At 46.7% G+C, this 25,079-nt stretch carries 20 protein-coding genes and 1 pseudogene; 11 read left to right on the top strand and 10 right to left on the bottom strand.

Features of this window, described 5'->3' with window-relative positions:
* Positions 1-111: 111 nt before the first annotated feature.
* The 3 genes from AAW31_RS00350 to AAW31_RS18510 all read right to left on the bottom strand — a co-directional run bounded on the left by AAW31_RS00350 (position 112) and on the right by AAW31_RS18510 (position 3,590).
* Positions 112-465, bottom strand: coding sequence for a YdbL family protein (locus tag AAW31_RS00350; RefSeq protein ID WP_046851362.1), 354 nt, complete (start codon positions 463-465; stop codon positions 112-114).
* 29 nt (positions 466-494) lie between these two features.
* Entirely contained in the window at positions 495-710 is a 216-nt protein-coding gene (locus AAW31_RS00345; protein ID WP_046848723.1) for a YnbE family lipoprotein, read from the bottom strand.
* Between the two features lie 102 nt (positions 711-812).
* Positions 813-3,590, bottom strand: a complete 2,778-nt coding sequence (locus AAW31_RS18510) for a YdbH domain-containing protein (RefSeq protein ID WP_052751966.1) — start codon at positions 3,588-3,590, stop codon at positions 813-815.
* Positions 3,591-3,734: 144 nt separating this feature from the next.
* On the opposite strand from AAW31_RS18510, the gene AAW31_RS00335 reads away from it, so the two are divergent.
* On the top strand, positions 3,735-5,069 hold the full coding sequence (locus AAW31_RS00335; protein ID WP_235264434.1) for an OprO/OprP family phosphate-selective porin: 1,335 nt from the start codon (positions 3,735-3,737) through the stop codon (positions 5,067-5,069).
* A 13-nt stretch (positions 5,070-5,082) separates the two neighbouring features.
* On the opposite strand, the gene AAW31_RS21560 is transcribed toward AAW31_RS00335, so the two are convergent.
* Positions 5,083-5,232, bottom strand: a complete 150-nt coding sequence (locus AAW31_RS21560) for an IS110 family transposase (RefSeq protein WP_139297490.1) — start codon at positions 5,230-5,232, stop codon at positions 5,083-5,085.
* A 176-nt stretch (positions 5,233-5,408) separates the two neighbouring features.
* Here AAW31_RS21560 and AAW31_RS00330 point away from each other — a divergent pair, with 176 nt between their 5' ends.
* The 7 genes from AAW31_RS00330 to AAW31_RS00300 all read left to right on the top strand — a co-directional run bounded on the left by AAW31_RS00330 (position 5,409) and on the right by AAW31_RS00300 (position 14,106).
* Complete coding sequence (locus tag AAW31_RS00330; protein WP_046848722.1) at positions 5,409-6,146, top strand: C39 family peptidase; 738 nt, start codon at positions 5,409-5,411, stop codon at positions 6,144-6,146.
* Positions 6,143-7,615 (top strand): RimK family protein, encoded by a 1,473-nt coding sequence (locus AAW31_RS00325; RefSeq protein WP_046848721.1) that lies wholly within the window; start codon positions 6,143-6,145, stop codon positions 7,613-7,615. Before AAW31_RS00330 ends, AAW31_RS00325 begins: the two co-directional genes overlap by 4 nt.
* Complete coding sequence (locus AAW31_RS00320) at positions 7,609-8,850, top strand: carboxylate-amine ligase (protein ID WP_046848720.1); 1,242 nt, start codon at positions 7,609-7,611, stop codon at positions 8,848-8,850. The genes AAW31_RS00325 and AAW31_RS00320 overlap by 7 nt, the downstream gene beginning before the upstream one ends.
* 465 nt (positions 8,851-9,315) lie before the next feature.
* Positions 9,316-9,576, top strand: coding sequence for a hypothetical protein (locus tag AAW31_RS00315; RefSeq protein WP_046848719.1), 261 nt, complete (start codon positions 9,316-9,318; stop codon positions 9,574-9,576).
* A 454-nt stretch (positions 9,577-10,030) separates the two neighbouring features.
* Positions 10,031-10,756: a BON domain-containing protein gene (locus tag AAW31_RS00310; protein WP_046848718.1), complete on the top strand. Its 726-nt coding sequence runs from the start codon at positions 10,031-10,033 to the stop codon at positions 10,754-10,756.
* A 471-nt stretch (positions 10,757-11,227) separates the two neighbouring features.
* Positions 11,228-13,408: a VTT domain-containing protein gene (locus tag AAW31_RS00305; RefSeq protein ID WP_200899674.1), complete on the top strand. Its 2,181-nt coding sequence runs from the start codon at positions 11,228-11,230 to the stop codon at positions 13,406-13,408.
* 2 nt (positions 13,409-13,410) lie between these two features.
* Positions 13,411-14,106, top strand: coding sequence for an endonuclease/exonuclease/phosphatase family protein (locus AAW31_RS00300; RefSeq protein ID WP_235264433.1), 696 nt, complete (start codon positions 13,411-13,413; stop codon positions 14,104-14,106).
* A 232-nt stretch (positions 14,107-14,338) separates the two neighbouring features.
* On the opposite strand, the gene AAW31_RS00295 is transcribed toward AAW31_RS00300, so the two are convergent.
* From AAW31_RS00295 to AAW31_RS00285, 4 genes are all read right to left on the bottom strand, one after another.
* On the bottom strand, positions 14,339-15,664 hold the full coding sequence (locus tag AAW31_RS00295) for a porin (RefSeq protein ID WP_046848716.1): 1,326 nt from the start codon (positions 15,662-15,664) through the stop codon (positions 14,339-14,341).
* Between the two features lie 192 nt (positions 15,665-15,856).
* On the bottom strand, positions 15,857-16,273 hold the full coding sequence (locus AAW31_RS00290) for a hypothetical protein (protein ID WP_046851358.1): 417 nt from the start codon (positions 16,271-16,273) through the stop codon (positions 15,857-15,859).
* A 505-nt stretch (positions 16,274-16,778) separates the two neighbouring features.
* Positions 16,779-16,952: a hypothetical protein gene (locus AAW31_RS21020; protein ID WP_158441301.1), complete on the bottom strand. Its 174-nt coding sequence runs from the start codon at positions 16,950-16,952 to the stop codon at positions 16,779-16,781.
* 746 nt (positions 16,953-17,698) lie between these two features.
* The gene (locus tag AAW31_RS00285; protein WP_158441299.1) at positions 17,699-19,075 is read right to left on the bottom strand and encodes a cytochrome-c peroxidase; all 1,377 of its coding nucleotides are present in this window, start codon (positions 19,073-19,075) and stop codon (positions 17,699-17,701) included.
* A gap of 653 nt (positions 19,076-19,728) precedes the next feature.
* Here AAW31_RS00285 and AAW31_RS23825 point away from each other — a divergent pair.
* Positions 19,729-20,007, top strand: a pseudogene (locus AAW31_RS23825) (hypothetical protein); the annotation flags it as partial.
* Between the two features lie 104 nt (positions 20,008-20,111).
* On the opposite strand, the gene AAW31_RS00275 reads toward AAW31_RS23825, so the two are convergent.
* On the bottom strand, positions 20,112-20,621 hold the full coding sequence (locus AAW31_RS00275) for an NTPase (protein ID WP_046848714.1): 510 nt from the start codon (positions 20,619-20,621) through the stop codon (positions 20,112-20,114).
* Positions 20,622-21,334: 713 nt separating this feature from the next.
* On the opposite strand from AAW31_RS00275, the gene AAW31_RS00265 reads away from it, so the two are divergent.
* Both AAW31_RS00265 and AAW31_RS00260 read left to right on the top strand, forming a co-directional pair.
* Positions 21,335-22,798, top strand: coding sequence for a diflavin oxidoreductase (locus AAW31_RS00265; RefSeq protein ID WP_046848712.1), 1,464 nt, complete (start codon positions 21,335-21,337; stop codon positions 22,796-22,798).
* Between the two features lie 70 nt (positions 22,799-22,868).
* Positions 22,869-24,545: an NADPH-dependent assimilatory sulfite reductase hemoprotein subunit gene (locus AAW31_RS00260; RefSeq protein WP_046848711.1), complete on the top strand. Its 1,677-nt coding sequence runs from the start codon at positions 22,869-22,871 to the stop codon at positions 24,543-24,545.
* Between the two features lie 101 nt (positions 24,546-24,646).
* On the opposite strand, the gene AAW31_RS00255 is transcribed toward AAW31_RS00260, so the two are convergent.
* On the bottom strand, positions 24,647-25,057 hold the full coding sequence (locus tag AAW31_RS00255) for a hypothetical protein (RefSeq protein WP_046848710.1): 411 nt from the start codon (positions 25,055-25,057) through the stop codon (positions 24,647-24,649).
* Between the last annotated feature and the right edge of the window lie 22 nt (positions 25,058-25,079).

Genomic DNA, 25,079 nt, shown 5'->3' with positions numbered 1-25,079 from the left:
TGCTCGCAAATATGAATTTTTAGAGATGCCCTCAATAGTATCGGTATCTTTACACGTGTATTTGCCCTGGCAAGCTCAGAATTGATCAATATTTATTTGCTATTATCCTTATTATTTCCGTACCCATTGCCCATTCTCTTTTTGGAACCAAGTGCCAGCAGGGAGTTTCTTAAATATTTCGACAGCATAAACTTTACCGACCTGATCAACACCCACTCGCTGGGCAGTAGCCTTTTCCTGATAAATTGCTCTACGTTGAGTATTAATGGCTTTAGCCTCAGCTTGAGCGTGGGGGGTCCTGGCAATGACATATCCGCTATAACTTTCACCGATTGCTCCTGAGGCACGTAACTGTTCCAGATTATCGGCTCGGGCAGGTGTTCCATAGAGTAATAAGGTCAAAAGGATAGCACTAAAGATTTCCAGTAAAGGTTTTGTTTTTAAAATGCATGGAATATGGAGCATGATATTTTCCTTATCGATTTCATTTGGCACTAGAAGACATTTGGATTGGTTTCAATGTCTTTTTTCGCTTCTTCTTCAAGCTGTACGCGTATATCGGCATCCAGCTTGACATTAAGATTAATAGTGATAGGTTCTTGTGGTGCTTTGACCTTGACTGTGGGGGTGCAGGCGGTGATTAACAAACAGCAAAGTATCAACAATCCCATGCTAGAGGGGATATTTCTTATTTGACAAGTTTCGTACATGATTGCATTTCCTTTACTGGTTGATCGTTAGAGCCGGATTTTGCCACGATCGTATAATAATCATAACAAACATATACTATATACAATTTATTTGAGAAGTAATTAATCTAGCCTGAACAGATCGCGCAGTATTTCGTTAGATAACTTGTAGCCCTGATTAATGGCCTCTAGAATTTCACCAATATTACTTTCAAGATTAATATTCAAACGAAACATCCGTCCCTTTTTAACATTGGGATTATTCCCCAGCAGAGAGAGTGTGGCTTTCAGGTCATGAGTAGCGGATTTGTTCAGCTTTAATGACAGTTCGGTATAGTGAAAGTCCTGCAGCACTTGAAGCAATAGTTGCATTTCTTTGCCTGTGCTTGCCAGCATTTGTGCGGCTTTTTCAGATTGGAATTGCAGCGTGCCGGGTAAGTCTGCCTCAAGATGACTGTCTTGGATGATGATATGATCACCTTCGAACGTGATGGGAATACTGCCATCGAGACGACCATTACCCGCTAATCCTTCTACTTTAATCAGGTCAAAAAGAGCCGCGAGTTCGATATTATTTACGAGTATTAAGATGTCATTGCGAACCGAAGTTGGATCGATGAGGGTGGGCCCTAAAGACACGATGCCGCCTAGCAAGAAAAGGTTTGCTTTTTCGACAACAATTCGAGGCGGTGAATCTTTAATTTGATAAGAAACCACCAGATTTTCCATGGGAATACCCGCATCAACCTGTCGAATAGTCAGGCTTTGCCGGGGTGGGCTGCGTGGCGACAATAAGTCAACCAAATCCAGTGTGGCATTCAGCCCGCTGATTTTGGCAGCCTGATGGATAAACGATACATTGTTTAAATCCAGTATGCCGTTGCTTCGCATGCCATTCTTGGACCACTTGAATTTAACACTGGCGCTGACCATGCCACTTACATCCTCAAGCTGGGCAAGAGCGGGAAAAAGTGTTTTAGGTTGCAGGCCATCAGTTGCAAAAGTTAACGGGGCAATCATTATCTTCAGCATGCCTTCCCTGCCATCGAGTGCGTGTTCCCCTATGATTCTCAAATAACGTGTGCCGGGTATTCCACCGACAGCATCAATCGTATATACCTTGGGTTGCCCATGAACAGGCTTGCTTGTAATCTTGCCGGAAAGGGAGAATGGGGCGAAGTAGGGTGTAACTATTTGATGAGATAGCTGACCAATCGTGAAGTCAGCGACCCTGTTATTCTCAGTCGTACCGAATTTCAGCGTTGCAGTTATCTCATTCAGTCGGATCTGTGAGGGTAGTAGAGTCAGACTTGCATGATGGATCGTACCGAGACCTTGATATTTTTCGCCTGAGCCAAGCTTCCCGCTCAAGGATATTTTTCCTGGGGAAATTTGTGCCTCTACTGCTGCCGCCTGTTTCTGTTTAACTAGTAATGTAATGGGACGAGGCCATACTACGAGGTGGTGATTAAGTATCGCCCCGCGCGAATTTTTTACCAACTCCATATCCATCTTCTGGATAGACAGGTCTAACGAGCTCTTGAGATTGAAAGCATCCATCGGGTCAATTTTTTTAATGGTGACCTGCCCCGGTTTTTGCAGTCCCATTCGCAAGGTGTCATGCTCGAAACGAATCTGCAGCGGTAAGACAGCAGAGGTAGCACGGGCCACTATCGGCCCAATAACGAGCCGGTCTGTTTCAGCATGCAGCTCGAGTTTGCCTGAACCCTTGGTTAACGCAGCATCTAGCCTGAGCAGGCCATGTAGATTTGATAATTTTTGCGCATAGCTGAGGTTTTGCAGTTCAAGCCGGGCTTGACCAGCCAGTGTAAGCTGCTGCAGCCAGCCCAGACTATTCAATTCATGCAACGCATTATGGTAGAGTTCTTGAAAAGGAGGAGTCTGTCCTGTGACTTTCATTTGTAATGTGATCATTCCGCTATCTGGCTTTGCCAGACCAAGTAATTGCCATGGATAATAGTTGGCTGTGTTGCTTGTGTTTAAAACCAGTTCAATGTCAGGTGTACCATCGTAATGACGCACCGTGGCATCAAGATGTGCCACGGGTGAGTCATCGGAAGCCATGAGTGTTCCAGTTAGGTGGGCGTTATTTTCATCCATTTGCAAGTTGAATCTGGCTTGCTCAAAAACTTTTTCTTTCTGTTCGCTATTGGGCAGATGAATATCGGATAGCACAAATTCAGCTGTGATGTGTTGTGGCCGCATTGCTGAGAATACAAAAGCAGCCTGGCCAGAGAAGTTAAAAATTTCTAGCTGGGGCAAATTCAGTTTCCCTTCTGAGACAGTGATCTTGCCTTGGAGATGTCCCTGAGTATCCCTAGCGATAGCAAGTGAGCTTTTTCCTTGCACGAATGAATCTTTAATTTCAGCATCGAGATGGACAGTTTGAATGCCTGAATCAGCTTGAACAACGTTACCTTCCAGCGTAATGACAAAGTGCCCCTGTGCCGAGCGCAGATGAATAATTGAATCTCGTAAGGAGATAGCATGTAGCCAAATCGCACCGGTATCTTCTCCAGCCGAGGGCATGACAGATTGAAGCGAACCCCAAAGAGGTTGCTCACTGCTCAAATCAAGCGCCGCTTGCAGACCGCTTATTTCAATTGAGCCTACCGTACCTGCCAGCAGGTCGTGCAAACGCCAGGTGATATGGATTTTGCTGATTTGCAGCTCATTGTCCCTGCCGATCGACAGATTACGCAAAAGCAGGCTATTGAACGAAACATCCGTAACCGCAAGTGAATGAAGTAGGATACCCTGTTTGCGTAGCTGATCGCTGATGAATGACGCTAGCAGAGGAAGAGAAACTACGTAGAAGCTAAACACGGTTATACTGAGGCCAGCAATGATGAGTAACCAAGTAGCTAGACGTTTGTTCATCTTACAAATGGAGATTATTTGCAATTGTTAATAAAGCTATTGTAGCAACTGGCCGGAGCGTCTCAGTGGTAGTTTCTGAGAAAATACAGAGAAGAGCAGAACGAGTAATAGAAAATCATCCTTTTGTTACTATAAAAGCAAATCATGGCGTTATGGTCGCGATTATTCCTGAAAAACTCAATCAGCATGAAGCGTGTTATTCCGTTTTTTGTCGTCATTGTATTGATCATTTTAAGCATGACTCCTTGTTATGCGGTTAATGTGACCTCTAAAGGAGGCCCGAGAATCAAGAGTGATGAGGGTAATTTTGAGATAGGACTCAACGGCCGCGCGCATCTGGACGTCCATTCATTTTATCCAGATCAAGCTGATCCTAATTACCCTGCATTCGGTAGTCAACTTCTCAGCAGTCATGATCGCGATGGGTTTAATTGGCGCCGTACCTACGCTACGCTCACAGGCAGAATCTACAGTTTAAATTTCAAATTTGAAAATGACTTTGCTGTTAATGCTAATAGCGCTTTCCCGCATAGCCTGCGTGAAGCCTGGCTTTCAACTAAACTGGGCCCAGGCCAGATCACACTGGGTCAATTTAAACCTTATCGTGGTATGGAAGAATTAACCAGCTCCAACGAAATTACTCTGATGGAACGTCCATCCACTTCCTCTACCGGCATATATAACGGACGACAATTTTTAACCGGCATTGGTTATAAAGCAATGCTCAGAGACAATATTGGCTTTGGTATCGATGTCATGAGTCTTTCCCATTTTGGTTTGCCTATTGAAGGGATAACTTATGGCGGTCGCATGGTCTGGCTGCCGCTGGATAAAGAAGGCCACATTCTTCATCTTGGTTTTTCTCTGAGCAGAGATACTGCCAGTAAAGATTCGTTACCTGCCAAGATAGTGGATATCTATGGCGGGCGTGAGGGGATCAGCCAATCTTTAGGGGTGGCAGGGGCAAGTCCAGGTGCACCGAATAGCAATAGTCAATCGACTTTCTCTGCTGAAGCAGCGTATGCTTTTAAGGCGTTAACGCTACAAGGCGAATATGCGATAGCGCATCTTGATAATACCCATCAAGTAAATGGAAATACAAAAGATGCCACGATCCATGCCTTCTATATCCAGGCAAGCTGGTTTGTGACGGGAGAGAATGCAGTTTATAAGAAGGACCGGGGTACTTTTGGCAAACCGAAACCGATCAGGAAATGGGGCGCACTGGAGCTTGCCGCCCGCTATGATCTCGCCGAGAACGCCACTCAAAGCCTTGGGGTGGATCCTTGCAAGACAGGGACTTCGAAATGCCAGGTTCAAGTCATCACGCTGGGGATTAATTGGTATCCTTACCAAAATATCCGTTTTATGCTGAATTATTACCTGACTGAAGCTAATATCGGTCATACAAGTTCTGAAACACTAACGCGCAAAGATAATCCATCAGTGCTTTCTTTCCGCACGCAGTTAAGTTTCTAATTCTATTTCAAAATCAAAACTGATAATCCTCTAGCGAGAGTGCTTGAAGTGTGAGCGATAAATCATTACTTAATCGCTTCTCAAACACACGCTTGTCTTCTTCGTCAATGACTACCACTACATGATTATTTGAATGTAAATCAATTCCGCAGTAATGTTGCATCTCAGTCTCCTCATCGTTTTTGCAGCAGCTAGTTTAACAACTGGCTGCGAGGAGGCTGGCTAGAGGATTATCAGTTTTGATTTAGAAATGGAAGAATAAATATGCTACTGTAGCTTCTGACCAGGTTTTCCTTAACATGATGAATATATTATCCATGCTTTAAGAGGCGGATGAGAATGACTGCCAAGTTGAGACTGATACATCACTTACCCGTCAAGATACTGCCCCAGCCGGATGAGACGACATGTGGCCCGACTTGCTTACATGCTGTTTATGACTACTGGGGCAGGGACGAGTCGCTGGAAGATCTCATTGCCCGCATCCGCAAAGTGGAAAGCGGCAGGGGCACATTTGATGTTTTTCTGGCTTGCGATGCTTTACGCAACGGTTTTCAGGCCACTATCTATACCTATAATCTGAAGGTATTCGATCCAACCTGGTTTGTGACAGGAGTGGATATTGCTGAGCGGCTGCGCCAGCAGCGCGAGGCCAAAATGGATCACAGGCTACGTTACGTTACTGAAGGCTATCTGGAATTCCTGAGTCTGGGTGGGCGACTACGCCTGGCCGATCTTTCTTATGCATTGATTCATGGCCTCTTGCGCCGTGGTCTTCCTATTCTGACTGGATTGAGTGCGACGTTTTTGTATCGTGCTGCGCGCGAGCATGGACCGGATGATATACCGGATGATATATGTGGTTTCCCTGCCGGCCATTTCGTGGTTATCGCAGGTTATAATCGCACCCGGCGTATGCTGTTAGTAGCTGATCCTTATGGGCCGACCCAGGAATACTGGAGTAGTATTGACCGGGTGATCGGTGCGATTTTGTTAGGGATTGTGACGTATGATTCCAACTTGTTAGTCATCCACCCCCCACGAACGCTCGAACAACAAGCGATTGAGCTATTATGAGCAACCTCATTGTTGTCAGCAATCCTCATGATTGGCCACTGAATATTCCTGATATAACGGTGGTGCCTGCCAGAGTGTATTTGACTGACCCGGCCTATAGCAGCCAGCTCAGAGTGCGTGTCTTCAATCTATGTAAATCCTATCGCTACCAAAGCCTAGGCTATTATGTTTCACTACTGGCTGAAGCTCGCGGGCATAAGCCTTTTCCGCGGGTGAACGTTATCGAGGATCTGCTCTCCCCAGGTTTAGTGCGATTGATTACTGAGAATCTGGATGAACAGATACAAAAATCACTCGCCTTGATCAAATCAGATCAATTCGAGCTTAGTATTTATTTTGGCCGTAATGTGGCCAAACATTACGATCAGCTCAGTCGCCAGTTGTTTAATTTATTGCCGGCGCCATTGCTGCGTGCTTATTTCGATCGGCAGGGGGATCAGTGGCGCATTCGCAACATCAAGGCTATCGCTACGAGCGATATTCCGTTGCAACACCAGGGCTTTGTCATACAGGCTGCTACAGATTATTTTTCGGGGCGCAAACCATGGATACAGAAGCAAACTGTGCCTCGTTATGACTTAGCGATTCTGCGTGACCCAAATGATCCCGAACCGCCCTCCAATGCCAAAGCAATGAAACAGTTCGAGAAGGCAGCAGAAAATCTTGGCATGCATGTCGAATTTATTACGCGTACTGATTTTGGCCGATTACCTGAATTTGATGCGCTGTTTATTCGTGATACTACCTATGTCAATCATTACACTTATCGCTTCTCGCGGCGGGCTGCTGCCGAAGGTTTAGTGGTAATTGATGACCCCAATTCTATTCTCAAGTGCAACAACAAAGTATATCTAGCCGAATTAATGGAGCGGCACCGCATTCCCGTACCTAAAACTTTACTGGTACATCGGGACAATGTCGAACAGGTCATTCCTGCGCTCACCTTGCCGTGTGTGCTCAAGCAGCCGGATAGCTCATTTTCGCTGGGCGTAGCTAAAGTCACGACAGAAGAAGAGTTGCGTCATAAAGTAGATGAATTGCTGGACAAATCGGAGCTGATCGTTGCCCAGCAATACCTGCCAACCGAATTCGACTGGCGGGTTGCGATACTGGATCGCCGTCCCTTATTCGTCTGCAAATATTACATGGCGCCGGGGCACTGGCAGATTGTCAAACATGGCGAACACAAACGGGATTACGTCGAAGGAGTCACGCAAGCTGTCTCATTGGAAGAAGCTCCGCCCAAGGTAGTGAAAATGGCACTCAAGGCCGCCAATCTGGTCGGTGATGGTCTGTATGGAGTAGATATCAAGGAGGTCGGCAAGCGCTGTTATGTTATTGAAATCAATGATAACCCTAACGTCGATGCTGGCAATGAGGATGCTATTCTCCAGGACGTCTTGTATCAACAGATTATGACAGTATTCTTGCATCGGTTGGATCGGCGTAAGCAGGCAGGGAGATGGTGAAAGCTATGCTGCCCGCTTTCTCAGGTTACGGCATTGAGTTGGAATACATGATTGTCGATCGCGAAAGCCTGTCCGTTCTGCCGATTGCAGATGAAGTGCTGCATAAACTTTCGGGCAGATATGTTTCTGAAGTCGAGTGCGGCCGGCTGGCCTGGTCCAATGAACTTGTTCTGCATCTGCTTGAACTAAAGAATGCTGAGCCTGAGCCGAATATTGAATCTCTTGCCGTATTGTTTCAGAAAGAAATTCAGCACATCAATAGTGAGCTTGAATTAATGGGCGCTAGATTGATGCCTTCTGCCATGCATCCCTGGATGAATCCTCGAAACGAGACACGATTATGGCCGCATGATCATGCAGAAATCTATCGTGCTTATGATGATATTTTTGATTGCAAACGCCATGGCTGGGCCAACCTGCAGAGCATGCACTTCAATATGCCCTTTGCTGACGATGCTGAATTCGCCCGCTTGCATGCAGCTATCCGACTGCTGTTACCCATTTTGCCTGCACTGGCAGCCAGCTCACCGATTGTTGCAGGATATCAAGCCGGTTTTCTGGATTGCCGCTTGCAAAATTACCTGACACATCAAATTAAAATCCCTTCGACCATGGGCAAAGTGATACCAGACACGATCACGACTCGTGCTGCTTATGAAAAGCAGATTCTAGCGCCGATGTATCAAGAGATCACTGCGCTCGACCCAGAAGGCATCTTGCAGTATGAATGGTTCAATGTACGCGGCGCAGTAGCCCGTTTTGTGCGCAATGCCATCGAAATCAGGTTGATCGATATACAGGAATGCCCGTATGCCGATCTGGCTATCGCTGCAGTGGTGCGCGATATCGTGCATGCATTGTATCACCAGCACACCGCACCATTCGCTAATCAGCAGGCGATCAGTACCGATTCTCTGGTCAAGATCCTAAACGACTGCATACGAGATGCCGAGCAAGCGAGGATTACTGACCAGGAATATCTGAGATTGATGGGTTGCTCTGCACCACACTGTAAAGCACGGGAGTTGTGGCAGCATTTAATTGCCTCAGTGCTGTCAGAGCAGAGCGTACAACCCTGGCGGCAGGCGTTAACTGTCATTCTGGAACGAGGCACACTAGCGCGTCGTATTTTGCGTGCTGTTGATCAGGATTTTAGTCAGGCGCGACTAAGAACTGTCTACAGAGAATTGTGTGACTGCTTGCATGAAGGGCGGCTATTTCTTGGAATAAATTAAAGCCAAAGCAGAAAGAAGGTAATGTGATTTTTCCATTTCTAAATCAAACATGACGCAAAGGCGAGCCGCAGACAGTAAATCAATCATACGGCAAGGTGAAGCCGACAAAGTCAATTTTGATTTAGAAGTGGAATTAGACGGCTTACTTTATCATTAATCGTCAATCATATCTCAAGCCAATTGCATAACCTGTTCCTTATAGGACTGTTTAGCCCTGATTCAAGATTACCCAGCAGCTTGTGGCGCTTAATTTCCTTAGCAAGCTCACCTTGTTTGACAACTACCTCAATTTTTCTTACTCCTTTTTTAAAGATTTTCTTTAGTCATTTTTAAAGATCTTCTTTATAACAAATTAAGGCATGTGCTTATATTTATTGCCTGAAATGCCATATACGATTACTACTCAGATAGGGGGTTATGTAAAACATTTTGATGAGACTGGGAATAGTTTCTAAGGAGAAAAAAATGAATCCATTCAATAAAAAAACTATACTCGTAAGCATTCTTCTTGCGTTTGGTGCCTCCGCACATGTATCGGCAAACCCAATAAATACTTCAGCGAGTGGAACGAGTTCTACTAAGGTTGCTACTGTTACCGACAGTATTCATGGTAACTCTCAAGTAAATCAACTGGATCAAACCAGTAAACAAACACAACCACGGCAACAAATCAAACAGAAGAAAAACAAAAAATTTCAACGAACGGTCTACCCTATGTTCCCATAGGTCAAGCACTACCCAGATCCAAGGAGTCATCAAGACTTCTTGAAAGATTATAGAGAAACCCATTAGTTGGTTGATGTTAGGCGTAAGATGTAACTTTTTCTGCCGTTTTTTTGACGGCAATTTTTTTATTTTGTATCTCTGGTGTATAGAGCCGGTCGAATCTATTTTCTCATGATTAGTTACGACCAGATTGTGCCAGCTACTTATTTGAATTAAGCGATAGAGGCGATCCTGTAATTCGGCGCCATTGCTTAAATGCTTGATCATCTCAGCTTATCCACTGGGACGCCGTCAAGAACAACAACGTTAAATCGAATAGTTTTTTCTGCCAATTGAGCGCAAATTTTTGATTTTATTTTGGTCACTTATCAAAAATTGATGCTCTACTTTCATTCTATATGAAAAAGAGCGTTTATTTTTTCTATACACCGGATTAAGTGAGAGGGAGATCGAAATGAACGAAACCGAAGCCATGATGAAGCATATCCAGCAGGCTCTTGAAAATGAGCCGCGTATCAATCCGCATCGTTATCCGGTGAAGGTAAGCGTGGTGCAAGATTCGGTGGTGATGGAGGGAGAGGTCGCGGACATCGCCGCCAAGAAGCTCGCTCTCGAAGCAGCCAGTGCAATCGTAGGCACGCGCGGAGTCGTCGACCGGTTACGTGTTGTATCCTCCGAGCGACGCGGTGACGGTGCAATCCGCAACTCATTCGCCAACTTCCTGCTCAACACGAACGAGTTACGCAACTGCACCATTCGCGTCATGAATAGCAGTAAGCTCGAGACGCTACGCGAGGCACCGCCCGAAGACGGCGGATCAATCGACTTTGAAGTCAAGGATGGGATCGTTACGCTCGACGGTACAGTGATCAGCCTTTCACATAAACGCATTTCTGAAGTACTTGCCTGGTGGACGCCTGGCTGCTGCAACGTCGTCAACTCGCTTGACGTCGCGCCATCGGAGGAGGATACCGACTACGAAGTTATTGATGCCGTGCGCCTGGTGCTCGAGATGGATCCGTTCGTGCAGCCTGATCAGATCGATGTCAAGTGTAGTAACTATGTGGTGACGCTGCAAGGCTACGTGCGCACTGCTGACGAGCGCCGCCGCGCCGAGCTTGACGCCTGGTACGTGTTCGCCGTCACACGTGTAGTGAACAATCTCGAATTGCTCAGCTAGATTTCCTCAGATCACAGCGGCGTGTTCACTAGCGGACGACCCATGCCCTTATAAGAATACCTCATGCGGGGTGCTAAATCCGGGTAGCTGCGTGGTCGGTGACCAAGGCGATTGACTGCCCGCTGCACTTGTTCTTCGGAAACATCAGTCAATTTCATATTATCGTTTTCCCAATCACCTATATACGCGCGCTTTGCTCAACCATTCCGGGCGGGTCATTGATGCTGACTCGGTAGGTAGCGAATGGTACCACGCTGTTCCTGCCGGCTTGCTTAGTTTACGCGCGAAATCGTAGACTTATTCACGCTAGCTTCTCACTATCTCTTCTTGCTTAAAACCTCTGTCTTCCGTAACTCGCAAATCTGATAGCGTGCACTCCTCGGGTGAACTGCTGATAATGCTTCATCTGTGCTCTTTCTATTTGATCATAAGTAATGTGAATCAAAAATGCTGCTTGAAAATTTTTCTGCTTTGGAACTAATCGGGCTCCTCCCCATTCCATCAAATATGAAGATTCTTAAGCCTGGTCAGAATTGTTGGTGTGTCGAAACAGCAGACCGTATTGCCTTTCTGGTGGACGGTGCGGCCTACTTTCGCGCATTCCGCGCCACAGCCTTGCGAGCAAAACGCTCGCTGTTAATACTCTCATGGGACATTTACAGTGATCTTCTGCTCGTCCGTAATGGAGAGGATGACGGTCAGCCTAAGACGTTAAGATTGCTGCTTAATTATCTTGCCGAATCTGAGCCAGAATTCCTGGCCTACGTACTCGATTGGGACTTTATAGCGCTTTATGGTATGGATCGTGAATGGCTGCCAGTTTACCAATTGGATTGGCGCACTCACCGACGAGTCCATTTCTGGCTTGACGACTGTCATCCCATCTGGGCCAGCCATCATCAGAAAGTAATAGTGGCAGATGATACCGTGGCGTTCTGTGGTGGTCTGGATCTGACTCGGGGGCGCTGGGATACGCCGGAACATAAAGCTGATGACCTGCGGCGTGACGAAGGCAATGGTCCATCCGCTCCATACCATGATGTACAGCTGATGGTGGCAGGTCCTGTCGCCCGCTCGCTTAGCAAGTTGGTACGCGATCGCTGGCAACGGGCGTGTAGGTATACTATTCCTTCCCACCCACCACGGTCAGTTGCAGAGCTATGGCCAGATGACGTGTCCGTAGATGTGGAGAATGTGCGCGTGGCTATTGCTCGTACCGAGCCGGCTCATCAGGGGTGTACCGAGATTCGTGAGGTCGAACGCTTATACTTGGATGCAATTGCTGCGGCCCAGCGCTCTATTTATATCGAGAATCAGTACCTCACTTCCGCAGTTATCTGTGACGCCCTTGCCCGACGCCTCAAGGAGCCGGAAGGTCCTGAAGTAGTTATTGTGACAGGCAAATCTACGTGCGGTTGGCTGTCTCAAGTAACTATGGATGTACTACGCACCAAATTCGCGCACAAACTGCAGCAAAGAGATCACAAAAAGCGTCTGCGTTTACTCTACCCGGAAGTCCCCGAGCTTGGCGACAACAACATCATCGTCCATTCCAAAATAATGGTAGTAGACGATATTTTTGTGCGTATCGGCTCCTCCAATTTGAACAATCGTTCGATGGGTATCGATACAGAGTGCGATCTTGCCTTCGAATCCGAAGGTCGCGAAGATATCTGCACCGCAATCGCTGGTTTTCGTAATCGGTTGCTGGCGGAACACCTTGGTGTCGAACCCCAGCAGATCGCCCAGGCAACCGCGAACCTGGGCTCATTGACGCGAGCCATCGACGCGTTGTCCGGCAGTGGCCGTACGCTGCGGCCTGTGCCTCTGCTTCTAGAAGTGCCTGAGGTAGTCGAGGAATTGGTGTCCGAGACGACGCTAGTGGATCCTGAGGAGCCAATCGATCCAGACCGGTTGGTCGAGCAATTCGTTTATGAAGAGGAGCGGCCACCAGCGCGGCGACGCGTAATAGTATGGATAATCATATTACTCTTCCTGGCGGCATTGGCGGCAATGTGGCGCTGGACACCGTTATCGGAATACCTTGATTACGAAACGCTGCTCCTCGCCCTCGGCGCATTCGCCGAACTTCCCGCTGCCCCCCTGTTAGCAATAGTTGGTGTGACAATCCTCGGGCTGATGATGTTTCCAATTACCTTGCTCATTATCGTAACTATTATGGCTTTTGGACCTTTTACCGGCTTCATCTGTGCATTTGCTGGTTCGCTTGGCTGCGCGCTAGCTGGTTATGGGGTCGGCGCTTACCTTGGTCGCAATGTGGTGTACCGAATTGGCAATGGCCGGTTAAATCGTATCAGCTTGCGGCTGGCGAAACAAGGCATGCTGGCTGTCATATTCTTCCGCGTGGTGCCCATTGCCCCTTACACAATCACCAATGTGGTGGCTGGCGCTTCCCACATCAAACTCAAAGATTTCTTCTGGGGCACTGTGATCGGTATGTGGCCCGGCATTGCTGCCATTACGCTTTTTACCGATCGCATTCACGCTATGTTGGTAGAGCCTAGTTGGAAAAGCGGTATTATGTTGGCGCTGGTTTTCGGCGGCATTGCTCTTATCGGCTATGGACTGGTCACCTGGCTTAAGCGCCGTGTCGGCATACAATCCAAAACAGAAAAAGGACTGAACCGATAGCCGTGATCATCGCTACCTACAACATCCACCGCTGCTACGGGAATGATGGCTGCTTCTCACCCGAGCGCATTCGTAGGGTATTAAGAGAACTAGATGCAGATATTATTGCACTTCAGGAAGTGGAGACACGCCAAGATGGTGGCCTTGACCTGCTTGAATTCTTAGCCGAAGATGTGTATCAGCCGATCGCTGGACCTACCATGCTGAAACAGAATGCTCATTACGGTAATGCGCTCCTCAGCCGATTACCAGTGGAGCAAATTTTTAAGCATGACCTGTCTGTTCCAGGCCGGGAGCCACGTGGGGCCATCGATGTACGCATCCGGGCAAAAAATACAACTGCACGTTTGGTGACAGCTCATTTCGGTTTGTCAGTTAGAGAACGTCGCATTCAAGCACAGCGAGTGCTGGAGTTGATAGAACCACAAATTGAGCCAGTAGAGATCCTGCTTGGTGATCTCAACGAGTGGTTTCTCAGGAGACAGCTGCTTCGCTGGTTCCACCGGGCATTCGTCGAGACACCTTCGCCGGCCACTTTCCCTGCCCGCTTCCCGCTGCTGGCACTTGATCGGCTCTGGGTCCGACCTGGCTCAGTACTGCGTCAACTGCAATGTTATCGCTCACCTATGGCGCAGGTGGCGTCCGATCATCTACCACTACGTGCTGAACTTGATCTGTCAGAAATTTATGCAGAATAGGAGGCAGATCCTGAGGAGTTCCCCATAAATTTTTTTGCTCCCTTACTCCATTTTCCATTTCCAAATCAAAAATGACACGAAGGCGAGCCGCAGACAGTATCAATCATACGGCAAGGTGAAGCCGACAAAGTCAATTTTGATTTGGAAATGGAATTAATTCAGGCAGCCATAAGCCAAAATTAGTTGTGACGACATATACACTTATGCCGCTATTTTTTTCAATTAAGTTGAATCAGAAGGGCATCGTTACATCCAGAGAAAACAGAAATTGATCCTTTTTGCCATCAAATGGCCGAAATGCCATATCAATACCATCAGCTCTGTCATAGCGGATATTTGTTCGGAGCATGATGTTGCGGATCGGCTCCCAACCTCTTTTCCAGCGTTGCCCCGGTTTCCAGTTCATACCCACCGTAACTGCATAATAATTTGCGGGAGCACTGATGAAAGGAACATTGCCCGCGTAGCTAACGCCTTTATTGTTCAACGCTGATAGTATGCGATAAGGTGAGAAAACACGCCAGCCATTGCGGTCATGGAAACGCTCAGCACGAATGCCGATAGAAAGGTCGCGAAAAAGATCATAAGTCAGGTGGGTGTTGATGCTATACCATGCTGCATTCTGAATGCCATCAGGCAAACTGATGTTGCTGGCCCAGCCGTTAGTATGCTGCAGCACCATGTGCGTCTTGGGGGTGAGCCAATGTTGCAGCACGAGGCTGTACATCATCCAGGGCTCATCGACAGCAGTTTGCCCATAAGTGCCGCCAAGTTGCGCTGAAGTTCTTTTGTCATCGCTGTCCCATATAATATTTGCCAGTCCCCCCCAGTTGTCCAGTTGCTTATCAAAAACGCCATCCCAACCGCCAGTTGCACTACCTGTCGTTGTACCGCCTTGGATAATCCAATTTTGATTGACGGTATAAGTACCTAGAAATCCTACATGGGTGAAGGGCTCGCCACTGTTAAGGATATAGGCTCGAGTGTAAAAAAAGTTATCCGGGGCGGGAACGGTTTCGTAGCCCAGCGGGGTGTAAAAATGCCCGGCCTTAATATTGAGACCGTTACCAACCGGTATATAAGCTTCTAGATAGGCTTGTGGAAGAGCAATGCCGTAAGTGCGGGTTGATTTACAGCACAAATTGAGATCCCAGTTACCTCTATTATCCGTCGGTTCGCCAGTATTCTCATCAAAGGCGGATATACCAAAAGCCTGAGTAAAGATAGCATCTGTTCCAAACAAAAAGTCGAAACGGCCGCCAATATCCCATTTTGTACCTTCTGATTCGACATTGCGTTGCAAATATAAATAGAGTTGGTTTAACTGAAATCGATTAGCACGGTCAGCAAAAGTCACTGTGCCATTAAAACCATCGGAAGGGTGGTTTGCGTTGTAAGTTGCGCCGCCATTGATCCAACCACCAAATTCTAGTCCACTTTGATTGAACAGATTAGATAGGCTATTAGCATGGGTAGAATTTAGGATCAAAAAAAACAATAGGAAAATGCCTATTGCCGCAAATATGACTTGATTGATGTGGCTGGATACATAATTCATTTTTCCTTGTTTGTGCCTTTCATGGAAATTAGATCGATTGTGTCTCTGATAATATAAAAAAGAGAGCAATGATCATGAAATAAACGGCATACACAATATTCCAGTGAATCAAAAGCAAAAATGACGCTGGGCGGCTCAGCTTTTTTTAATTTGATTATCCTCTAAAATTTAGATGGCTTTTCTAAATGATTACTAATTTAACGGAGAGTCTGTAGCCTCTTCCCTTCTTAAACCGAACTCTTGTTTTTTCTGTTCTTGTGCCATTCTCCGGTGAAGAGCGGCTTCCTTCATATTCTCTTTGATAGAATTCACATACATACGAATATTCGCTGTGGTATGCGACCGAACATCTTGTCCCCGTCGCCCATAATAGTAGGAATGACTATCATAATCTTCAAGCCGCTTCTTCTGAGCTTGTAGCTTTGCTTTCATCTCATTGGCCGCTTCTTCGTAGTAGGTAGCCATGGCCTCATGATTACTGGGGTCTATGGTATGCAATTTATCACTATAAAGTTCATTGCTTCGAACACTTCCTATCGGGCTCATTTGCGCACAGCCAACTAAGAAGCCAAGCATTAGAATAATCATCAAAAAAGTTAATTTTTTCATCATAATACCTCCATCAACTTACTTTAATTTCACCCCCATTTCCTTATTTAAAAGCTTTTATCAAAAATATTGTGTCAGTATTTCATTAAGAATAACCATATCAAGAATACGTTCTTTTGGGGATACAAAACTATACTCAACTTGCTTGGCTAACATGGCATTCTATTTAATAGCAAAGAGATTTTCTCTTCTATTAGGCATAATAAGATTATGGTTTTTAATACATTAACCCTATCTATCACATTTATATCTATTTTTAAGGTATATAATACCGACATAAAAATAAAAAATAAGTGCTAAAAGAAGAAATTGATTGTCTCTTTTATAGCTACAGTAAAAATAGCTATGTTGATGTGATAAGCTTTGATATAAGGATTTCTGAATTAAGGAAGTATCAGACAGAAATGCTTGTATTTGAATAAATGCTATCTTTTTATAGAGTTTGACTATCACTACTACATGGCAAGATTATGTAGAACCGTATATATGGGCATACCGCGCTACATCACGCAGCGAGAAATATTTTTTCTTCGATAACGGTCGAAGCGTTTATCCAAAGGGAGTGCTGCAATACAGGCGGTACGATATTTTGGCGTATTGCCTGATGACACATCATCGCCGTTTTATTGCTGTTCTGGAAACGGACGAAAAGAGTAGTAGAGATTTTAAACCGTTGCACATGCATTATGCCTTAAGAATTAACTGGGTACCAAGATGGAAAGGCTCATAGTGGGAAGGGCGATTTTTCATTGCCCTTGGGAGTTGTCTATTTACGCGCTGCCAGCGGCTATGTCGAGCAAGATGCAAAGCGGTAAAATGATCTCCAAAGCGAGATGATTTCTAGTCGAGTATGCTAGCGCATTTGGAATTAAAGGAAGGTGCAAAATGGAGTCAAAAGCCTGCCTGGGAAAACAATGGGATCAAATTTCGTTTTGGTTAACATAGCTGGCGGGAGAGGATGATTCTGAGAAACTGGCATTATTGTAGCGAAATATTAGGTTTACCTTGCTGGGCATTTTATTCGAGGATGGGAAAAGAAAATAGGTGCATTGTTGCGTTACAGTTCTTTCCGGTGTCCAAAGGGTGAGGAAGAAGAGCAATAAAAGGTAGAACCCTACTGTGCTGTTAGTCTTTATCGTGTCTGCAGCTCGGCTTCTCGTTAGGTTTGATCGGGAGACGGAATTAGCTCAAATGGATCAGCATGTTGTTGTGAGGTATGCTTGAACGTAAGCCAACCAGCAAAAGGAATAGAAAGCATAAGCTAAAATACCAAAGGTAAAACCTGATCCTGTGTGGAAAATAGGCGGGTATTTGTCAAATAAGTGAGGTCGTAGCCATGATAGGCAACCTCATCAATGCAGCCTAATTTAGCAAGACTACAGTTCACGGCACGCTACTGGTCCGTGCCGTGAACATTCGACTGTTTTATCTGTTACGAGCTGGCGTAAAAGGTTTCGGCTTCGTAGGGATCTCGGTATCGCTAAACGTTTTCATATACGCCACGATGGCATCCTCTTCCTCTGAGGTTAACCCAAGATTACCAAGAATCGGTCCCCCGCGAGCGGTATTTTCCGGATGTTCTGCTGCGGGCCAGCATTTATTCGCCAGTGCCTTCTCTTCCGTGTCTACCCCTAATTCGGGAGGACATACGGTGGCGCTCGTATTATAGAAATTTACGATGCCCTTGAGACTCTTGAAGAAACCATTATGAGCATAGGCCTTCACGAAAGAGGGATTGGGACGAGTATCCACACCGCGCAGGGTTGGAGTCTTCCAAAAGCCACGGTGAGCCGGGTCGTTGGTGGTATCACTGAGGCCATCGTCTGGGTTCGTGGGGTTGAACTGTCCGATCGCGGGATTGGGCGGTGTGCCTATATTATGGTAGCTAAAGTCGGTGTACAGCTGAGTAGGCTCCGCCCCATCTGACGGATTCGGACCAAAAGGAGAATTGCCACTATTATGACATACCACGCAATTGGCTCCTTTACCGTTAGGGGCGGGCCCGCTAATTATGTTGCCGCCAATCTTCACCGTATAAAACAGGTCATGACCCAGATTTTCCTGCTCAGTTAAACCGTCTAACGGAAACTTTTTGTCAGCATCGTTTGCGAGCGCCTGGTCACGCCTGGAGCTAAACGAAACGACTTTGCCGGAGTCTTGGAAGGCGGCAATTGCTACTGCAATACGCTTGTAATTCACATCGACGTGAGTATCGTCGCAAGTGATCGGAATAGTCCAGGCCTGCTCGAAAAGGGGAGCATACTGAGCCTTTTGAACATGTCGGCAAACACCGGCTCTATCCGCTTTGTTCTGCTCGACAGGATTGACGAAAGGGCCTAGCGCCTGGACGGCGGTCGGTCCCCGATATTGGCCGTAAGCAGTTTTTAGTCCAGCAGGATCGGCCGTTCCTGCAAAAACCTCATCGCCAATTTTGTTCGGGTCAGTAGTGTTTCCGGTAGGAATATTACCTTTAGCACGGCCGTCCCAGAAAGCACCCCCGAGTACTCCGGACGGTGGACCAACCACACCTTCCTGAAATGGTGGGATGAAACTTGCGTAAGCACTGGCGGGTGGCTTACGGTTTCCGATCGTGTGCGGATTGGCACCGGTTATCGCCACTTGAGTAAGGTTGGTTTGGGAATGCGGTCCCGTCCAACCAGCCCTTGGGTCATGGCAGGTAACGCATGCCATGCGCGGTGGATTGGAGATTTTGTCCCAGAACACTTGCTCACCCAACTGCCTTAATGCGTCAAGATTAACAGCATTCGCGCTGAGAGAGGAAAAGAATAACGGAAACGCCACGGCTGATGCGACGATTAAAGAGTTTTGTTTTTTTTTAATAATCATAGTAGTTTTTTCTTGTCATTTTAATTTTCAAGTAAAAAAGATAGCAATATTTATGCCAAGAAATATAACCTTTATTAATCAATTTATTATATTGATGCCTTGAAAAAAAATGAGGAATTTGTCGTCATTTATTAAGCAAATTTTGTACTCAATATTCGAAAAATGAATAACAATCTGTTTAAAAAAGAGTTATGCATGTCGATAAATAAAGACATGTTTTTTGTATTTGACAGGTAACTTTATCTTTTTAAACTATTTAATTTGTTGCTAAAGAATGAACATAGAAGAGGTCATGTCGCGTAACAAGAAAATATGTCAGGACTCTTCGTTTAGAATTTCCAAATGTGCTTGATCATGGAACATCGTGTGAAGATCGTCGGCAAAATATTTATGAAGACAATGATGATCGTAAGGTATCTAAAAATCCTTCGAACGGTTATTGGTTATAAACGTGTCAATCATTACATGGTGCACGGAATGCATTTATCAGAGCAGGGCAGGAACAGATTACAGAGGTTTCTGATAACTGGGTTTTTAGAGTTTTTCTCTGTATGTGTCACTCATAAAACCAATCATTTAGAAATACCAATTTATTCAAAAAACCAGTTATGCAGGAGTCTAATAAATACTATAACAATTTTTTTTATGCAAGTTACGAATTTTGTAGAGAGTTTGAGCCGCGATGGGAGCAGCACTTATTAGAGCCGTCGCTGAAACGGTGTCGCCAGCAAGGAGCGCTGTGTTTAAGTGGAGTCATGACCATCATGGTGGGCGTTCATCTATCCGGTTGTCGGACGTTTAAGCACTATTACCTGAATTACGTGTTGAGTTATCAGCGGGGTTATTTTCCAGGGTGGGTGAGCTACTACCGCTTTGTGGAGTTCATGCTTTCGCTATCCGTGTCCTTCAGGGAGTTGCTGAAGTGCCTCTGCCTCATACATTCAGAATCGGCACAATGCCTCAATCCCAAGGTATGCTCCAATTTAATCAGTCATTGCGTCGAAAGCCAATGGAGTACTTGTTGCGGCAGTTTGTCCCGATTGGCGTGGGTGACTTCCCACAGCAAGGCATCGGGACGACGTTTCACCTGTTCGATGAAGCTGCTACCCTCTTTGCTGATGGTTGCCACCAGCGGCTTACCGCAGTCAAACAGTTTTTCCATGGCCGCGATAAAACTTGCAGACAGACACTCCATCTTGCCGATTTCGTCAATCAGATACAGATCGACATTCGCATCCGGCGCCAGTGCGGAGGCGACTGCTGCATCGATCCCGGCAATATCCACACCATACTTGCCTACCCGATGCACATGAGGAAAGTCGATATGGGCAATAGTTTTTTGCAGTCCGTCAAAGGTTTCCAGCAGAAATCCGCAACGCTCTCTGCCCTTGCGTATCTCACGGGTATAAAAGCCGCCAATGCGTTTGTTGCGCAACTGCTCGGCGACTTTGCCGATGAGTGTGGTCTTGCCCACGCCCGGCATACCGGTAATTAGTAGCATAAGGTTCTGGATAAAAGGTTGAATGAATATGCCTCAATTTTCCCGAACTAAGTCCGGAAAAAACCTTTGCTGGTTCATCAATTAAATTGATAGTTGTTCTGCGTTCTACTATCTCTTTCGACTTGGCAAAGCGTTGCAAAGTTTAGCGCGTTATATCAGTGCGTTCGAGTATGAAATTCTTTGGCCTTATAGCATGTGCTGGCCTCGAATATAGTCAATAGGTAGGATGACTCTAGCTTATTCCATTTCTCAATCAAAACTGACATTATCGGCTTCACCTTGCCGTTATTTTTGATTGAGAAATGGAATCAGGAAAAGAGAAAAAACCGAATCGCGGCTTCTGAGGAAAACATTTTTTTGCTAAATCAATGCCTACCGTTATAATCCTAATATTGAAAGCTCCTATTGTAGAATTCCATTTCACAATCAAAACTGACTTGGTCGGCTTCACCTTGCCGTAAAACTGATATTGTCTGCGGCCCGCCTTCATGTCATCGTGATTTGGGAATGCAATGAGGAGAGTCACTGCATCATTTCTCTAGCACTTTCATGCTGTTGAGAGTAGTGCCATACCATTATTGCATTTCTAAGGCGGCACTAGATGCAGGCAACATTTCATAAAAGGAAATATTATTGGAACAAAGAATGAGCAATGGCTATTGTAATTTGTCATCTCCGCGAGCGGAAATGATGTGTAAATATGATATATACCCATGCTAACCGAACAGCAAAAAGCTTTATGGGAACAATTGCGACATACGCTAAGCCGGGATCAAGCGATCTGGTTTGCAGGCTATGTGCAAGGGATAGTGCAGCCAGAGGGTATGGTTGCCACTGCTACTGCCACTGTCACTGCGCAAAAGAAGCTACGCGTGTTTTTTGCCACTGAAACCGGCAATTCCAAGATGATCGCGCAGCAACTAGCCAAGCAGGCCAAAGAGCATGGTTGGAACGCCTCGCCCCAGTCGGTGAAGAAAATTAAGCAAGCCGAAGAATTGCAAGGTGATGAGCCAATTATCTTTGTCACCGCGACCCATGGCGAAGGTGAGCCGCCGGAGACGGCGCTGGCTTTTTTTGAGATGCTCCAGCAGTCAGAGGCGTCGCTTAAGGGCGTGAAGTACGCCGTGCTTGGGCTCGGCGACAGCAGCTATCCCCAATACAACCAAGCCGTCCGCGACCTGGATGCCTATATGGAAAAGCTGGGGGCGGAACGCATTTATGAGCGCGGTGAACTGGATGTGGATTTCGCCAGCCATTACCCGCAATGGATAGCAGGGGTATTGTCGGCGCTACCTTCTACGCAACCCGCCAGCGTGCCAGCTACCGTAGAAACAGCCGCACCTTCAGGCAAAGGATATTCCCGTCTGGAACCGGTAGTGGGGCTTGTGAGGGAAATTATCGACCTCAACGACCGCGGTTCTGCCAAAGCAACCTATCATATTGAAATCGAGTATGATGAGTCGCTGGCTTACGCGCCCGGCGATGTGGCGGGCATTATTCTGCCTCATTTCGCTGAGGGAGTGGACCACCTCACGCCACGCCTCTATTCCATTGCTTCGTCACCTTTAGCGCATGCCGGCAACATTCATCTGACGGTGGCGCTGGCGTGGCATCAGGGCGAAAACGGCGAGATTGGCTACGGGCTGTGTTCGCGCTATTTAGCCGATTTAAAAGTGGGTGATGAAGTGAAATTTTTTATTCAGCGCAACAGCCTGTTCAAACTGCCGGAGGATGAACGGGACATTATCATGATCGGTCCAGGTACAGGCATCGCACCGTTTCGCAGCTTTGTCTGGGAACGGGCAGAGCGGGGGGCGAGCGGGCGCAACTGGCTGTTCTTCGGCGAGCAGCATCAGCACTGCGATTTTCTCTATCAGGCTGAGTGGGTCGATTTCGTGGAAACGGGAGTGCTGCACAAAATCGACCTTGCTTTCTCCCGTGATCAAGAGCATAAAATCTATGTCCAGCATCGCCTGAAAGAAAACGCGAGTGAACTGGTAGAATGGATAAATGGTGGTGCGGTGATTTATGTCTGTGGCGCAAAAGACCCCATGAGCAAGGATGTGGAGCAAGTTCTGCTGGAAATTTTCGCTACTGAAAAGGGTGGCCACGAAGCTGCCCAAGCCTTTCTCGATCAATTGCATGACGATAACCGGTATGTGAAAGATGTTTATTGATACAATTGATACAGCCGTGATTCATAACTTTTGCGGCACAAATGACAAGCCATGGAAACGATAAGCGATTATGACTGAACAAAACCTTTCACCTGTTGAACACCTCAAGACTCGCAGTCGAGGATTACGCGGTACATTGGCTGAAGGATTGAAGAATCAGCTTACCGGGCAGCTTTCGGCGGACGATCAGCAGCTAGTCAAGCATCACGGCATCTACCAGCAAGACGATCGCGATCGCCGCAGCGAACGCGAGACCAAAAAATTGGAACCGGCTTATTCCTTCATGATTCGCCTGCGCTTGCCAGGCGGTGATATCACACCGCAGCAATGGCTGGGGTTGCAACCGCTCCTGCATGAGAACACTACCGGTATCCTCAAAATTACTACGCGCCAGACTATTCAGGTGCATGGTGTCGTCAAGTCAAAGCTCAAGCCCACTTTACAATGGTTTAATAAATATGGGCTTGATACCATCGCCACATGCGGTGATGTCAATCGCAACGTCATGGCCGGCTCGCACCCCGCCACTTCTGCATTCCACGAAGAAGTTCATGCGTTTGCAGTTAAAATCAGCGAATACCTGCGACCCAAAACCAAGGCGTATACGGAGGTCTGGCTGGATGGGGAGCGTTTGGATGAAAATGCTGAGTCAGAACCTGATCCGCTTTACCAGAATCGCTATCTGCCGCGCAAATTCAAAGTGGGTATCGCTATCCCACCACATAACGAGATTGATATTTTTACGCAGGACGTGGGTTTAATTGCCATCGAAGAAAACGGCAGCCTGGCAGGATTCAACGTGACCGTGGGCGGTGGGCTGGGTTGCACTCATGGTAACCCGGTGACCTATCCGCGGCTGGCAGATATGCTGGGCTTCATTAAACCAGATCAAGTGTTGGATACGGTGTGGCAGATCGCAGCCGTGCAGCGCGACAACGGCAACCGCAGCGATCGCAGACAAGCCCGTGTGAAATACACCATTGATCATATGGGGCTGGAAGCATTCAAAGCCGATCTGGAAAGTCGTTTGGAGTTTACGCTGGCTGCGCCACGCAGCTTCGCATTCAACAGCCGCGCCGACTATTATGGCTGGCTGCAAGACCATAAAAACCGCTGGCATTACACACTGTTCATCGAAAATGGGCGAGTGGTGGACACACCCGAGTACCGCGCAAAATCCGCGCTGGACGCGATTGCAGCAAGCAACTTATGCAAATTCCGCTTAACCGGCAATCAAAACATTATGCTGCTGAATGTGGCAGCCGAGGATAAGGCAGCGATAGATACGATCTTGGAATCGCATGGCATCATTAAAACGCAAGCTGCACTCATGCCTATTCGCACCCATGCGATTGCCTGTGTGGCGCTGCCGACCTGCCCACTGGCTCTGGCAGAAGGGCAACGCTATCTGCCCGAACTGCTCAGTAAGGTGGAGATGCTGCTGGAAAAATATGCACTCACGCAGGACGAAATCAGTATTCGCATGACAGGTTGCCCGAATGGTTGTGGTCGCCCCTATGTAGCCGAGATTGGGATGGTAGGGCGTTCAGTGGGGCATTACGATTTGCGCTTGGGCGGTGACCGCCTGGGCTATCGCCTCAATACCGTTTACAAGGAAGGGCTAGATGAATCCTCAATCTTGAGCACACTCGACAGCCTGCTGGCAGTTTATGCCCGCGAACGCATGGAGGACGAAACCTTTGGTGATTATTGTCAGCGGCAACTGTTTGCTCAGACAGCTAGATAAACAGAGCTTACGTAGAAGGTATCAGTAAGCTCTAGCTAATGAAATAGAACGGCACATAAAAATTCTAAAAAATTTCAGCAATTGACCCAAGCACAGCCTTTCTAATTTGACCTGAACATCTGTTGAAACGGCACGTCGAATCTGAGTGGAATCGCTACGCTGACAAAATAATCAGGTGCGCTCTTGGTTAAACCAATCCCGGCTATCGTTGAGAAAAATAACCGCCCGGCAAGAATGGAAGAAGCACCGAGTGTGAATATACTACTGATTGCATCGGTTCCAGGGACTGAGTTACCAAATAACTTGGTGTGATCTATAAAATTTTGTTGTAAACCCAAACTTAATGAAGTTTGCGGACTTGCAGCAAGCGTGGCACCCAACGCTAAGCTATACACATCGCCTGGTTCGACATGATCTTTTTTAAAAGATGCCCTGTAACTCACTGTGCTCGTGAAAGCTAACGGATCCTGACGCTTAAATGTGAATTGCGAGCTGAAAAGAATCCAGTTCATCAATAACGTTAAACTATTAAGG

This window comes from Nitrosomonas communis (assembly GCF_001007935.1).
Classification (GTDB): domain Bacteria; phylum Pseudomonadota; class Gammaproteobacteria; order Burkholderiales; family Nitrosomonadaceae; genus Nitrosomonas; species Nitrosomonas communis.
Note: the sequence above shows the minus strand (reverse complement) of the source record. Positions and strands in the feature narration are given on the sequence as shown.

Excerpts from the sequence above, each read along its gene's own strand:
- AAW31_RS00350 (WP_046851362.1), bottom strand. The coding sequence starts at position 465 with ATGCTCCATATTCCATGCATTTTAAAAACAAAACCTTTACTGGAAATC.
- AAW31_RS00345 (WP_046848723.1), bottom strand. The coding sequence starts at position 710 with ATGTACGAAACTTGTCAAATAAGAAATATCCCCTCTAGCATGGGATTG.
- AAW31_RS18510 (WP_052751966.1), bottom strand. The coding sequence starts at position 3,590 with ATGAACAAACGTCTAGCTACTTGGTTACTCATCATTGCTGGCCTCAGT.
- AAW31_RS00335 (WP_235264434.1), top strand. The coding sequence starts at position 3,735 with ATGGCGTTATGGTCGCGATTATTCCTGAAAAACTCAATCAGCATGAAG.
- AAW31_RS21560 (WP_139297490.1), bottom strand. The coding sequence starts at position 5,232 with ATGCAACATTACTGCGGAATTGATTTACATTCAAATAATCATGTAGTG.
- AAW31_RS00330 (WP_046848722.1), top strand. The coding sequence starts at position 5,409 with ATGACTGCCAAGTTGAGACTGATACATCACTTACCCGTCAAGATACTG.
- AAW31_RS00325 (WP_046848721.1), top strand. The coding sequence starts at position 6,143 with ATGAGCAACCTCATTGTTGTCAGCAATCCTCATGATTGGCCACTGAAT.
- AAW31_RS00320 (WP_046848720.1), top strand. The coding sequence starts at position 7,609 with ATGGTGAAAGCTATGCTGCCCGCTTTCTCAGGTTACGGCATTGAGTTG.
- AAW31_RS00315 (WP_046848719.1), top strand. The coding sequence starts at position 9,316 with ATGAATCCATTCAATAAAAAAACTATACTCGTAAGCATTCTTCTTGCG.
- AAW31_RS00310 (WP_046848718.1), top strand. The coding sequence starts at position 10,031 with ATGAACGAAACCGAAGCCATGATGAAGCATATCCAGCAGGCTCTTGAA.
- AAW31_RS00295 (WP_046848716.1), bottom strand. The coding sequence starts at position 15,664 with ATGAATTATGTATCCAGCCACATCAATCAAGTCATATTTGCGGCAATA.
- AAW31_RS00290 (WP_046851358.1), bottom strand. The coding sequence starts at position 16,273 with ATGAAAAAATTAACTTTTTTGATGATTATTCTAATGCTTGGCTTCTTA.
- AAW31_RS00275 (WP_046848714.1), bottom strand. The coding sequence starts at position 20,621 with ATGCTACTAATTACCGGTATGCCGGGCGTGGGCAAGACCACACTCATC.
- AAW31_RS00265 (WP_046848712.1), top strand. The coding sequence starts at position 21,335 with ATGCTAACCGAACAGCAAAAAGCTTTATGGGAACAATTGCGACATACG.
- AAW31_RS00260 (WP_046848711.1), top strand. The coding sequence starts at position 22,869 with ATGACTGAACAAAACCTTTCACCTGTTGAACACCTCAAGACTCGCAGT.
- AAW31_RS00255 (WP_046848710.1), bottom strand. The coding sequence starts at position 25,057 with ATGAACTGGATTCTTTTCAGCTCGCAATTCACATTTAAGCGTCAGGAT.